The sequence below is a fragment of the Variovorax saccharolyticus genome, from assembly GCF_030316765.1.
In the GTDB taxonomy this organism is placed as follows: Bacteria; Pseudomonadota; Gammaproteobacteria; order Burkholderiales; family Burkholderiaceae_C; genus Variovorax; species Variovorax saccharolyticus.
Genome location: NZ_JASZYT010000007.1, coordinates 38,884 through 51,564, shown reverse-complemented (window position 1 = coordinate 51,564; position 12,681 = coordinate 38,884). Strand labels below are relative to the sequence as shown.

The window sequence follows — 12,681 nt, the reverse complement described above, 5'->3', positions numbered from 1 at the left end:
TCCAATGATCGTCCATGCCTTCGGCCCCGCCTGGAACACCATCGACCTCAGTCCCTTCGTCGTCAAGCTCCTGACCTGGCTGCGGATGGCGCAGCTGCCGTGCACCACGCAGGTCGCCAACGTGCGGAAGATGAGCAACGCCAAGCTGCCGGCCATGACGCTGGACGATGGCCAGCTCGTCAACGACTCGCAGCAGATCATCGACCTGCTGCGCGAGTTGCACCAGGACCCTCTGGACGAGCAGCGCTGGAGCCCCGCCGAGCAGGCGGTCGCCTGCGCCTGGCGGTCGCTGTTCGAGACCGATCTCTATTTCGCTGCCTACTACCAACGCTGGGTGCCCGAGCCGAACTTCGCGATCCTGAGGCCGGTCATGGCCGACTACATGGGCGCGCTGGGGGTGCCCGCGTTCGCGCGCGCCTTGGCAGTGAAGGCGGTGCGGCGCAGCGTGCTGGCCTTCACACCCTGCTGCTGCCGCCGTTCGAGTCGCCGCAGAAACAGGTGGTCGCCGACCGGGCAAACCTGGTGCGCAACCACCAGCGGATGCTGCGGCAGTATTGGCCGGAGCGCGATATGGCGTCGGCCTGACCCGGGCAGCGCGAGCGATGCCGCCGCAGGAGCGTAGAGGCGGGCGACCGGGCAATCAGGCAGCAAGGGCATCCGCCCTCGAAATGGCCTCAGGAGCTCCGATCAACCGCCCCACGAGTTCATCGACGGCACGCTCCGCCTGGTCGATCGACTGCGCCAACCGTTCGTCACCGAACTCGTCGTACTCCACCGCTGCCTCGTGGACCTCGGTGATGCCGATGTAGCCCAGCGCGGTTCGCACGCTGGCCTCCGTGTGGTTCATGTGCGCCATGCGCTGCCCCTTGTCGTAGCCGAAGTCGCCGCGCGAACCGAGCAGCACTACGCGCTTGCCCGCATCGCCTAGCAACGGCCAGTACGGCACGTCGCCGCGCGAGCGGTCGAAGCCGAAAGTGCGGCCGACGCGCACGATGTTGTCGATGTAGGCCTTGAATTGCGCCGGCGCGCTGAAGTTGTACATCGGCAGTCCAACCACGATCAGGTCGGAGGCGATCAGTTGGTCCACCAGCCGGTCGCTTTCGGCGAGCACCTCGTGCATCCAGGGCTGGCGGGCTTTCGGCGGGGTGAATGCGGCGTGGATCCACCGGCCGGTCACGTTCGCGGGGGGCGACTGGCCGACGTCGAGGTAGTCGACCGGGTCGTGCGGCCTCGAAGCGCGCCAGCGTTCGATGAAGCGTGCGGAAAGCCGGCGCGTATGCGAACCGTATGGATCGATTCCCGAACGTCCCGGGCGGGCGCTGGCGTCGATGTGAAGAATGTTTGTCATGGCGTACCTTCGTTGCAGATAATGGATGAATCAATCTCTCGTATCAGACCGAGAGGACTGGCATGATTGGATTGTCTAAAGTAGGTGAGGCAATGACGAACGATGATTCTTCTTTGATGGATGATGTGATTTCATCTATCGAAGGCGGCAGAAGACCCCGCCGCCTGCCGCCGCTCTCATCGCTGCGCGCCTTCGAGGCAGCGGCGGCGCATCAGAGCTTTCAACGCGCCGCGCGCGAGTTGTCCGTCACGCCGACCGCGATCAGTCATCAGGTGCGTGGACTCGAGGACTCACTCGGTCAGCCGCTGTTTCGTCGGCTCACCCGCCAGCTTGCGCTGACGCCGGCCGGCGAGCGCCTGTTCGCGGCAGTGCGAGAAGGGCTGGACGTGATGGAGGCGGGCGTTCGCGTGGTTCGTGCGCGGAGCGCACGCGAGACCGTCACCCTGACGACCCATGCCGCCTTCGCGGCCCGGTGGGTGTTGCCTCGCATGGCGAGCTTCCGCGCCGCGTGCCCCGGCGTCGAACTGCGTCTGCATGCCAGCGATGCAGTGGTCGATCTCACGCGGGATGAGGTCGACCTCGCGATCCGCTCGGGCACGGGGCAGTGGGCCGGCCTGAGCACGGAACCACTGATCGCAGAGCGGTACGCACCCGTGTGCAGCCCGCTTCTCGGCCTAAGCCGTGTGCGGGATCTCGCGAAGCACCCGCTGATCCATTTCGACTGGCAGCCGAGCGCGAACGCACCCGCGTCATGGGCGCGCTGGTTCGACGAGGCGGGCATTGCTTCACCGGCACGGCGCGGCAAGGGCAGTGAGGGCAAGGATCTTTCCTTCTCGGACGAATCACACGCCATGCTCGCCGCGCTGGCGGGCCATGGCATCGCGCTGCTCAGCCTGACGCTGGCCGCCGACGAATTGAGCAGCGGCGCCTTGCTGCAACCCTTCGGGCCTTCGCTGTCGACGGGTGGCTATTTCCTGGCGGCGGCGAAGGGCCGCGAGCGGGAACCCGCGATCCAGGCCGTCTGGCGCTGGGCGGCCGCCGAAGCGAGCCGGCAGGGGAACTGATCGGAAGCGGTGCCAGCACCGTCGCGGACGGCGGTGCCTTTGCGCCGACGAGCAATTAATGCTCCTCCGGGAGTCAATCTGCATTTACGCAATAACGCCGCGGCTGAACCTCCTTGAAAAAGTATTGAGCCTAATCGCGCAGGCTGAAATCAAATAGATCGAAGAGCCTGAAAACGAGTTGAGGGCGCCAATTTCCGGGAATTTTCAACGACCCAGATATGGGTCGGTGATGCATTTTTTCCTCGTCAGATTTTCATTTTGACTGAGACAATTCTCATATACGCCGCAAAGACGCTTCAATATCATTGATTCCAAGTCCTTGTACTGCGCATCCACTGGGTTCATGCATTCGGAGTCGAGGGCAATCGAAAGCCCTTGTCGCCCAGACGGTCTGCGCGAATGGCATCAATTTGAACTTGAAGGATCTGTCTGATGAACAAGTCGTATACCAGTATTTGGAATGAAGCCCTTGGAGCATGGGTGGCCGCCAGTGAGGCCGTCTCGGCACGAGGCAAGGCTTCGAAGGGCGCAGTGGTGCGTGCGCAGGCGCAAGAGGGCGCGCGTGGTGCGGCGCGCTCAGGCTTCGGCCGTTCGGTGCTGGCGGCGGCGGCAATGGCCTTGGCCGGCTTGGCCAGTTTCAGCATGCCACAGAGCGCCTTTGCGAGTTTTGTTGTCAACGACGTTGCTTTTGGCAGTGTCGATCCGGGTGGTTGCCAATATATGGATGGAACCTCTTCCAATCCTACGTGGTCTGCGTGTAGCAATTTTTCTGGCTACAACAACATCAGCCAAACGAACAATGTGGTAATTGCCAATAACAACATGTCCGTTGGCGGCTACCAATACATCAACGGCATCACGACGGGTGTCCGAACCACCAACGGCAATGGCGTTGGCCTCAACATCACGGCTGCTGGCGCGGGCATCCGGCTCAATAACGGCCAGATCACGGGTCTTGCCACAGGCTCGGTCGGCTCCGCCAGTACCGATGCCGGCGTGAAGGACGGCACGCTGGCGGCCGACAGCACCGAAGCGGTGAACGGCTCGCAGCTGTTGCGACCAACCAGAACGTGGCCGGCAACACGGCCGACATTGCGACCAACACGACCAACATCGCCGGCAACACGAACGCCATCGCCAATCTGGACAATGCGACCAGCATGGACGCCGTCAACGGCTCGCAGCTCTACGGCGTGGGCGATTCGGTCGCCAAGGCCCTGGGCGGCGGCTCGGCGGTCGGTGCAGACGGCAAGCTCTCCGCGCCCAGCTACAGCGTGGGCGGCTCGACGGTCAACAACGTGGGTGACGCAGTCACCAACCTGGACGGCCGCGTGACGGTGAACAAGAGCGCGATCGATGACAACAAGAGCGCGATCGACGGCATCACGGACGACCTGGCCAACGGTACGGTGGGTCTGGTGCAGCAGGATGCGACCAGCCGCGATATCACGGTGGCCAAGGACACCGACGGAGCGAAGGTGGACTTCACGGGCACGGCCGGCGCACGCGTGCTGGAAGGCGTGGCCGACGGTGCGATCGACGCAACGAGCCAGCAGGCGGTGAACGGCTCGCAGCTGCACGGCGTGAGCAGCTCGGTGGCCAACGCCCTGGGCGGCGGCTCGACGGTCGGCGCGGACGGCAAGGTCTCGGCACCCAGCTACAGCGTGGGTGGCTCGACGGTCAACAACGTGGGTGACGCAGTCACCAACCTCGACGGCCGCGTGACGCAGAATTCGACCGAAATCGACAACCTGAGCAACAACCTGAACAGCGGCTCGATCGGCTTGGTCAAGCAGGATCTGACGACCAGGAACATCACGGTGGCTGCCGACAAGGACGGCACCGTCGTTGACTTCACCGGTACCGCAGGTGCTCGTACGCTGGGCGGCGTGGCCGCCGGTGCGGTCAATGCGACCAGCCTCGATGCCATCAACGGCAGCCAACTGCACGGTGTGAGCCGCTCGGTCGCCGGGGCTCTGGGCGGTGGCTCCACGGTCAACGCCGACGGGACGGTCTCCGCGCCGAGCTACACGGTCGGCGGCGCCACGGTCGACAACGTGGGCGACGCAGTGACCAACCTCGATGGCCGCGTGGCGCAGAACACGACTGAGATCGACAACCTGACCAACAACCTGGACAGCGGCTCGGTTGGTCTGGTCAAGCAAGATGCGGCGACCAGGAACATCACGGTCGCTGCAGGCAAGGACGGCACGGTGGTCGACTTCACCGGCACCGCCGGTGCCCGCACGCTCACAGGCGTGGCCGCCGGCGCGGTCAACGCGACCAGCCTCGATGCCATCAACGGCAGCCAGCTGTACGACGTGAGCAACTCGGTGGCCGGCGCCCTGGGTGGCGGCTCGACGGTCAACGCCGACGGCACGGTCTCGGCCCCGAGCTACTCCGTGAACAACACGACGTACAACAACGTCGGCGACGCGCTCAACGGCCTCGCGGGCAAGATCGGCGCCATCGGCGATGCCAAGCAGAACGTGATCGAGAAGACCACGGTCCAGGCGAACTCGCACCTGGCAACCAGCGGCGACGATGGCCGCGCGGCTGCGGCCAGCGGCGACAACGCCGTGGCCCTTGGCGCCGGCGCGCCCGCATCGGCCAGCAACAGCGTCGCCTTGGGGGCGGGGTCGGTCAGCGATCGCGAAGACACCGTCTCCGTCGGATCGGCTGGCAACGAGCGCGCCATCGCCAATGTCGCCGACGGCGTCATGACGCATGACGCCGTCAACAAGGGACAGCTCGACAACGTGGCCGACAACGCGAAGGCCTACACCGACCAGCGTGTGAACCAGGTCCAGCAAGCGGTGGATGGCGTCGCGCGCAATGCCTACGGCGGTGTCGCCGCAGCCACCGCGTTGACGATGATTCCCAACGTCGATCCGGGCAAGAAGTTCGCGATGGGCATGGGCGTGGGCAGCTTCAAGAACTATGCCGCCATGGCCGTTGCCGCCAGCGCGCGCCTGAACGAACGCGTCACGATCAAGGCAGGCGTGGGCATCAGCGCAGCCGGCACCACCGTCGGCGCCGGTGCGTCGTTCAATTGGTAAGCCCGCGCCAGAGAATGGAGAGGCGGCCGTCACGGCCGCTTCGCCCGGCATCAATCCGCTGGAAATCCGACCCCGACTTCGCCGCTACGCCAAGTCGGGTACTTGTCCATCACCCGCGTGAAGACCGTGGCACCCAGGCGCTGCGCGAGCCATGCGCGCAGGCGCGGCCAAGGCTGGGCATCGAACCATGCGGTATCGACCTGCGCGAACTGGCGCACGAAGGGCGCGATCGCGATATCCGACAGCGCCGCGTGATCCCCGTGCAGGCAGCACGATGATCGAAGACGAGCCTCGAGCTCCTCGAGGAAGACGGCGCCTCGCGCGCGATGCGCCGAGGCATCGCCGCCGGGCTGCCGATCGGGGTACTTGTAGCCGTCAAGGTGGCGCTTGAAGCCGCCGTCGCATTCCGCGATCAGTGCGAGCATGTCGTTCAGCGTCCCCCGAGCGGGTCGCAACCAGCCTTCGGGGTCGTTGCGCTCCAGGGCCCACAGCATGATGTCCAGGCTCTGGTCGATCACGCGGCCTTCGGTGTCGACCAGCACCGGCACCGTGCCTTTAGCCGAAGCGGCCAGCAGCTCGGCCGGCTTGTCGCGCAGCACGACCTCGCGCAATTCGCAGCGCTGGCCGCTGACGGCGATCGCCATCCGCGCCCGCATCGCGTAGGGGCAGCGCCGGAACGAGTACAGCACCGGCAGCGCGGCCGCGCTCAGATCAGTTTGCGGATCGCTTTCTTGCGCCATACGAAGCGGTAGTAGCAGGCCTGCAGCGTCAGCATGGCGCTGAAAGCCACCGGGTAGGCGACCCAGATGCCATTGAGCCCGAATCGATGGCTCAGCCACCAGGCGACCGGCACCTCGATCAGCGCGATGCAGAACACCGAGATGGCGGTCGGCACCAGCACCGAGCCGCTGGCCCGCATGATGCCCGACAGCGCGGCGCCCATGCCGAAGATCACGGTGCTCCACAGCATGATGTGAAGCAGCGTCTGCGCGACCTCGATCACCGGCTCGCTGGTGATGAAGAAGCCCATCAGCGGCCGCGAGAACAGGTAGCCCAGCAACACCAGCGAGCCGGTCAGTACCAGGTTCATCAGCAGCGCGGTGCGGGTGATCGCCCCCAGGCGCTGGACCTGGCCGGCGCCGATGGCCTGGGCGCCGAGGATCGAGGCCGTGATCGCGATCGAGATCGCCGGGAACTGCACGTAGGCCACCACCTGGTTGACCGCGCCATAGGCCGCGGTGGCATCCGAGCCGTAGGCGTTGACGAAGGACAGCAGCGCGATCTCTGCGAGCGAGACCACGATCATCTGCACGCCGGTCGGCACGCCGACCTTGAGCACCGCCTTGAGCAGCGCCGGGCGAATGCGCAGATGGCGCATGAAATCGGCGTCGGGCGCCAGCGGGCTCTTCTTGCGCCGCAGATGGAAGGCCAGCCAGCCGGTCGCGATCACGAACGAGATCACCGTGGCCCAGGCGCCGCTGGCCACGCCCATCTGCGGCAGGCCGAACCAGCCCTTGATCAGCGCCGGCGTGATCACCAGGCCGATCGCGGTCGAGATCATCAGCGTGTAGAGCGGCGTCACGGTGTCGCCGACGCCGCGCAGCATCGCGGTCGACAGCAGGAACACGAACAGCCCGGGCATCGCGATCAGGATGATGCGCGCGTAGCGTGTGGCATCGGGCAGGATGTCGGCCGGAGTGCCGAGCAGCTTCAGCATCGGCTCGGTGAAGACGCCGCCGAAGATCGCGACGCCGAGGCCGAACAGGATGCCCACCGTGAGCGTGGTGCCGGCCACGGCGCGCGCCTTGTCGGGCTCGCGGGCGCCCCAGGCCTGGCCGATCAGCACCGAGGCGCCGGCGCCCAGGCCGATCGTGAAGGCGATGAAGAAGAACATCACCGGGAAGAAGCCCGACACCGCCGCCAGCGCCCGCACGCCCAGCATCTGCCCCAGGTAGACGTTGTTGATCGTTCCCGACAGCGACTGCAGGATGTTGCTGAGCAGCATCGGCGCGAGGAACAGCAGGAACACCTTCCAGAGCGGCTTCGAGGCCATGGCGGCCAGGCGCGGGTTGACGGGCGGCGCCTTCTGCAGCGGCGCCGGGTCGGCGAGCAGGGCCGGATCTCGGCTGCTCATTGCATAACCTCCATGCTTCGCATTGCGGTGCGAGCCCCCTTCGGAGCGGCCGGGTGGGGGCTCATGCTTCGCTCCACGCCGAGGCGGAGAGCCGCCGAAGCTGCGCGACCACGTCCTCGGGCCAGTCGGCGATCAGGTTGCCGAAGCGAGCTTCTTCGCCCGCGAACAGGGCACGGGCGGCTTCTTCAAACGCGGGCAGGTCACCGGCGATCGCGGTCATGAAACGGTAGGCGGCTTCGCGTGCGGCCCGCTGGGCGTCGCGGTCGGCGTGCACGTGTCGGGCCTCGTCGACCAGCTTGCGCAGGGCCACGGAAGCGCCGCCGGGCTGGCGGTTGAGCCAATCCCAGTGGCGCGGCAGCAGCGTGACTTCGCGTGCGACCACGCCGAGCTTGGGACGGCCGACGCCGCGGGCCACCGGGTCGTCGCAGTGCCCGGAGGCCGACGCTGCTTGCGCGCCTGCACGCAGGTCGAGGTCGAGGCGCTCGCCGGTGAGGTCGTCGAATACCAAGGGGGGCGCGCCGTCGGCGCTGGACTCGATCTCGCGCAGCCGCGCGATCACTTCGGGGCGCGGGCCGGAGGCGATGCGGCGGAAGCCGGCGAACACGGTCACGGTGGATTCGGGGGTGGATGAAGGCATGGGGCGCGAATAATACCCGGGCGAAAAAGAATTCGCAATCTACCCGGGCAAAATTTGCCTGCGAAATGTCAGGAGGTGCGCCGTGCCGCCCGCCACCAGCGTCGAACGCCGTTCTTCAAGCGCCGGGCCGCGCGCCAGGGTGCGGACAGGCGCACGCGCTCGAAGACAGCGTCCTTCCAGGTTTTCCAGCGCGGGTAGAAGCGTGCGAACCACGGCAGCTGCATCAGCGCCGGCTCGACCAATTGAAACAGCCGGGCCAGGATGGCCGTGCCCACGAGCTTGGCTGCGAGCAGCAGCAGCAGGGCGCTCATCGCGTGGCCTTCGCCCAACAGGAAGAGTCCGAAAAGCTTGACCGGCAGCAGCATCAGCGCCGGCAGAAAGAAGGCCAGCACCGCGCCCCAGGGCGGCAGCGTGCGCACCGCCGCTTCGATGCGCGCCCAGACCGGCAGCCGCGCCAGCCGCGCCGCGCCGCGCGACAGGGGTTCCCAGCCCCATTCCTCGAACAGCAGCACCGGGACCAGGAGGGCCACGCCGAGCCTGCCCAGGAGTTGCTTCAAGATACGCATGGGTCGCCATTGTCCGCCCGGGGCCTATGGCAAACTTCCGCGGTTCATTCGCCCCGCGCCCCGCGCGCCGTCGTCCACGGGACTTTCCTCCTCATCCATGCAGAAAATCATTCGCCAGCTCGCGGCCGAGATCAAGGTCGGCGAGCACCAGGTGAAGGCTGCCGTCGATCTGCTCGACGGCGGCGCCACCGTGCCCTTCATCGCCCGCTACCGCAAGGAAGCCACCGACGGCCTCGACGACACCCAGTTGCGTGAACTCGAAGCCCGCCTGTCCTACCTGCGTGAGCTGGAAGACCGTCGCGCAGCGGTGCTGAAAAGCATCGACGAACAAGGCAAGCTGACACCCGAGCTGCGCGCCGCGATCGACGCCGCGCCGACCAAGCAGGAGCTCGAAGACCTGTACCTGCCGTTCAAGCAGAAGCGCCGCACCAAGGGCCAGATCGCGCGCGAATTCGGCATCGAGCCGCTGGCCGACAAGCTGCTGGCCGATCCGACGCTCGACCCCGCGATCGAGGCCAAGGCCTTCCTGCAACCCGCCACCACGCTGGACGACGGCAAGCCGGGCCCCGACTTCTCGACTGTGCCGGCGGTGCTCGACGGCGTGCGCGACATCCTCTCCGAGCGCTGGGCCGAGGACGCGCCGCTGGTGCAACGGCTGCGCGAATGGCTCTGGGCCGAAGGCCTGCTCAAGTCCAGCCTGATGGCGGGCAAGGACGAGAACAACGCCGACGTCGCCAAGTTCCGCGATTACTTCGACTACGACGAGCCGATCGGCCGCGTGCCCTCGCACCGCGCACTGGCGGTCTTCCGCGGCCGCGCGCTGGAAATCCTCGACGCCAAGCTGGTGTTGCCGGTCGAGCCCGAACCGGGCAAGCCCTCGATCGCCGAAGGCAAGATCGCCCTCCACCTGGGCTGGAGCCATGCCGGCCGCGCGGCCGACGACCTGCTGCGCAAGTGCGTGGCCTGGACCTGGCGCGTGAAGCTCGCGCTGTCGACCGAGCGCGACCTGTTCACCCGGCTTCGCGAGGATGCCGAGAAGGTCGCGATCAAGGTCTTCGCCGACAACCTGCGCGACCTGCTGCTGGCGGCGCCGGCCGGCCCGCGTGTCGTGATGGGCCTGGACCCGGGCATTCGCACCGGCGTCAAGGTGGCGGTGGTCGACGCGACCGGCAAGCTGGTCGAGACCGCGACCGTGTTCCCGCACGAGCCACGCAAGGACTGGGAAGGCTCGCTGCACACGCTCGGCAAGCTCTGCGCCAAGCACGGCGTGAACCTGATCGCGATCGGCAACGGCACCGCCAGCCGCGAGACCGACAAGCTGGCCGCCGACCTGATCAAGCTGCTGGCCAAGATGACGGCCCAGGCCGGCGCGCCGGCGGTGAATGTCGACAAGGTGGTGGTCAGCGAGGCCGGCGCCTCGGTCTATTCGGCGAGCGAATTCGCCTCGCAGGAGATGCCCGATGTCGACGTCAGCCTGCGCGGCGCCGCCAGCATCGCGCGGCGGCTGCAGGACCCGCTGGCCGAACTCGTCAAGATCGACCCCAAGTCGATCGGCGTCGGCCAGTACCAGCATGACGTCAACCAGAGCGAACTCGCGCGCACCTTGCACGCGGTGGTCGAGGACTGCGTGAACTCGGTCGGCGTCGACCTCAACACGGCCAGCGTGCCGCTGCTGTCGCGGGTCTCCGGCCTGTCGGGCAGCGTCGCCAAGGCGGTGGTGCGCTGGCGCGAGGCCAACGGCGCCTTCGCCAGCCGCCAGCAGCTGCTGGACGTGAGCGGCTTCGGCGCCAAGACCTTCGAGCAGAGCGCGGGTTTCCTGCGCATCCGCGGCGGCAGCAACCCGCTCGACATGACCGGCGTGCATCCGGAGACCTATCCGGTGGTCGAGCAGATGATCGAGAAGACCGGCAAGCCGGTGGCCGAGATCATGGGCCGCGCCGACATGCTCAAGACCCTCAAGCCCGAGCTGTTCGCGAACGAGAAGTTCGGCGTCATCACGGTCAAGGACATCCTCGGCGAACTCGAGAAGCCGGGCCGCGATCCGCGCCCGGACTTCAAGGTGGCGCGCTTCAACGACGGCGTGGACGACATCAAGGACCTGGTCGAGGGCATGGTGCTCGAGGGCACGGTGAGCAACGTGGCGCAGTTCGGCGCCTTCGTCGACCTCGGCGTGCACCAGGACGGCCTGGTGCACGTGAGCCAGCTCTCGCACAAGTTCGTCAACGATGCGCGCGAGGTCGTGAAGACCGGCGACATCGTGAAGGTCAAGGTGATGGAGGTCGACGTGGCGCGCAAGCGCATCGGCTTGTCGATGAAGCTCGACGCCGCGCCGGCGCGGCGCGACGGCCCGCGCGACAACCGCTTCGAAGGGGCAGGGCGGGGCCAGCAGGGCCCGCGCCGCGACAACTCGCCGCAGCCGGCCGGGCAGATGGCCTCGGCCTTCGCGAAGCTGCAGGGGCTGCGCAAGTAGGTGGCGGCCGCGGGCGCACGATTCTTGCCAGTGAGCATCGCATGAAGGCGCTTCGCATCTACGCCGGCCCGGCGGCCCGCGAGCACATCGCCGCGAATGGCCTGAGCCCGCAGGACGTGCGCACGGTCCCTGGCGCGGCCGGCGGCCCCAAGGGGCTGGTGCTGGGCCCGCTCGACCGTTTCCTGTTTGCCGACTGGCTGCCGCAAGGCACGCAGCCGATCGACCTGGTCGGCGCCTCGATCGGCGCCTGGCGGCTGGCCAATGCCTGCCTGGGCGACACCAGGACCGCCTTCGAGCAGTTCGAGCAGGGCTATATCCACCAGCATTTCGAAGTGCCGGCTGGCCAGAAGCGGCTGAGTGCGAAGCAGGTCAGCCGGCAGTTCGGCGAAGGGCTGCGCAGCTTCTATGGGGGCCGCACGTCTGAAGTGCTCGGCCATGCGCGCTACCGGCTGCACGTGATCACCTCGCGCGGGCGCCACATCCTCGGTCGCGAAGGCCCGGCGCGCACGCCGGTGGGCTACCTGGGTGCCTTCATCACCAACAGCGTGCACCGCAGAAGCCTTGGCGCGTGGCTGGAGCGCGTGGTGTTCTCGACCCCGGGCGCGGCGCTGCCTTTCGGCACGCGGGATTTCCGCACCCGGCAGGTGGACCTGATCGAGGCCAATTTCGAGCTTGCGCTGCAGGCCTCGTGCTCGATTCCCTTCATGCTCGAGGCGGTGCACGACATTCCCGGCGCGCCCGCGGGTGCCTACTGGGACGGCGGCATCACCGACTACCACCTGCACCTGGACTACGGCCAGGCCGAAGGCCTGGTGCTGTATCCGCATTTCCAGCGGGCGGTGGTGCCGGGCTGGCTGGACAAGGGGCTCAAGTGGCGCCACAAGCCGACCGGCTTTCTGGACCGCATGGTGGTGCTGGCACCGGACCCGGCGTGGGTGCGCTCGCTGCCCAACGGAAAGCTGCCGGATCGCAACGACTTCATCCGCTATGGCAACGACCTGGCCGGACGCATCAAGGCCTGGAGCGCCGCGGCCGCGGCGTCGCGGCAGTTGGCGGACGAGTTCGCGCAATGGCTGGAGGCGGGCTGCAGCGTGCAAGAGGTGCAGCCGCTGTAGCGTGAACACGCCCTGGGCACGACGGCGCTACAGTCGACGCCCGCACCGCCTTCTTCGAAGCCCTCCATGAACGCATTCCGAATCATCGGCCTTCTCCTGATCTTCGCCGGCATCCTGTCGCTCGCGCTGGGCCGCGTGAGCTTCACCAAGTCGACCCACCAGATCAAGATCGGACCGGTCGAGCTGGCGGTCAAGGAGAAGCAGGACATCGAGCTGCCGGTCTGGGCCGGCATCGGCGCGATCGTGGTGGGCGGCGTGCTGGTGGTGATGGGTGGGCGCAAGCGCTGA

The 12,681-nt window shown here is 67.2% G+C and carries 10 protein-coding genes and 2 pseudogenes; 7 read left to right on the top strand and 5 right to left on the bottom strand.

The annotated features are described in order from the left end of the window. Positions 1-4: 4 nt before the first annotated feature. Positions 5-622, top strand: a complete 618-nt coding sequence (locus QTI45_RS20915) for a Tom37 metaxin N-terminal-like domain-containing protein (RefSeq protein ID WP_286655984.1) — start codon at positions 5-7, stop codon at positions 620-622. An 18-nt stretch (positions 623-640) separates the two neighbouring features. On the opposite strand, the gene QTI45_RS20910 is transcribed toward QTI45_RS20915, so the two are convergent. Then, positions 641-1,348, bottom strand: a complete 708-nt coding sequence (locus QTI45_RS20910) for an FMN-dependent NADH-azoreductase (RefSeq protein ID WP_286655761.1) — start codon at positions 1,346-1,348, stop codon at positions 641-643. Between the two features lie 92 nt (positions 1,349-1,440). On the opposite strand from QTI45_RS20910, the gene QTI45_RS20905 reads away from it, so the two are divergent. From QTI45_RS20905 to QTI45_RS20895, 3 genes and pseudogenes are all read left to right on the top strand, one after another. After that, on the top strand, positions 1,441-2,412 hold the full coding sequence (locus QTI45_RS20905; RefSeq protein WP_353621323.1) for a LysR substrate-binding domain-containing protein: 972 nt from the start codon (positions 1,441-1,443) through the stop codon (positions 2,410-2,412). Between the two features lie 432 nt (positions 2,413-2,844). Next, a pseudogene (locus tag QTI45_RS35365) lies at positions 2,845-2,916 on the top strand (ESPR-type extended signal peptide-containing protein); the annotation flags it as partial. A 644-nt stretch (positions 2,917-3,560) separates the two neighbouring features. Then, a pseudogene (locus QTI45_RS20895) lies at positions 3,561-5,471 on the top strand (YadA family autotransporter adhesin); the annotation flags it as partial. Positions 5,472-5,521: 50 nt separating this feature from the next. Here the strand turns inward: QTI45_RS20895 and QTI45_RS20890 are convergent. The 4 genes from QTI45_RS20890 to QTI45_RS20875 all read right to left on the bottom strand — a co-directional run bounded on the left by QTI45_RS20890 (position 5,522) and on the right by QTI45_RS20875 (position 8,808). After that, on the bottom strand, positions 5,522-6,211 hold the full coding sequence (locus QTI45_RS20890; RefSeq protein ID WP_286655758.1) for a glutathione S-transferase: 690 nt from the start codon (positions 6,209-6,211) through the stop codon (positions 5,522-5,524). Then, complete coding sequence (locus QTI45_RS20885) at positions 6,178-7,524, bottom strand: MATE family efflux transporter (RefSeq protein ID WP_286368299.1); 1,347 nt, start codon at positions 7,522-7,524, stop codon at positions 6,178-6,180. Before QTI45_RS20885 ends, QTI45_RS20890 begins: the two co-directional genes overlap by 34 nt. Positions 7,525-7,666: 142 nt before the next feature. Next, on the bottom strand, positions 7,667-8,242 hold the full coding sequence (locus QTI45_RS20880; RefSeq protein ID WP_286655757.1) for a DUF2239 family protein: 576 nt from the start codon (positions 8,240-8,242) through the stop codon (positions 7,667-7,669). Between the two features lie 68 nt (positions 8,243-8,310). Next, a complete protein-coding gene (locus QTI45_RS20875) occupies positions 8,311-8,808 on the bottom strand; it encodes a hypothetical protein (protein WP_286655756.1) in 498 nt (165 codons plus the stop codon). A 97-nt stretch (positions 8,809-8,905) separates the two neighbouring features. On the opposite strand from QTI45_RS20875, the gene QTI45_RS20870 reads away from it, so the two are divergent. The 3 genes from QTI45_RS20870 to QTI45_RS20860 all read left to right on the top strand — a co-directional run bounded on the left by QTI45_RS20870 (position 8,906) and on the right by QTI45_RS20860 (position 12,681). Next, positions 8,906-11,278, top strand: a complete 2,373-nt coding sequence (locus QTI45_RS20870) for a Tex family protein (protein ID WP_286655755.1) — start codon at positions 8,906-8,908, stop codon at positions 11,276-11,278. Positions 11,279-11,319: 41 nt separating this feature from the next. Next, entirely contained in the window at positions 11,320-12,393 is a 1,074-nt protein-coding gene (locus QTI45_RS20865; protein WP_286655754.1) for a patatin-like phospholipase domain-containing protein, read from the top strand. A 66-nt stretch (positions 12,394-12,459) separates the two neighbouring features. Next, complete coding sequence (locus tag QTI45_RS20860) at positions 12,460-12,681, top strand: hypothetical protein (RefSeq protein WP_286367869.1); 222 nt, start codon at positions 12,460-12,462, stop codon at positions 12,679-12,681.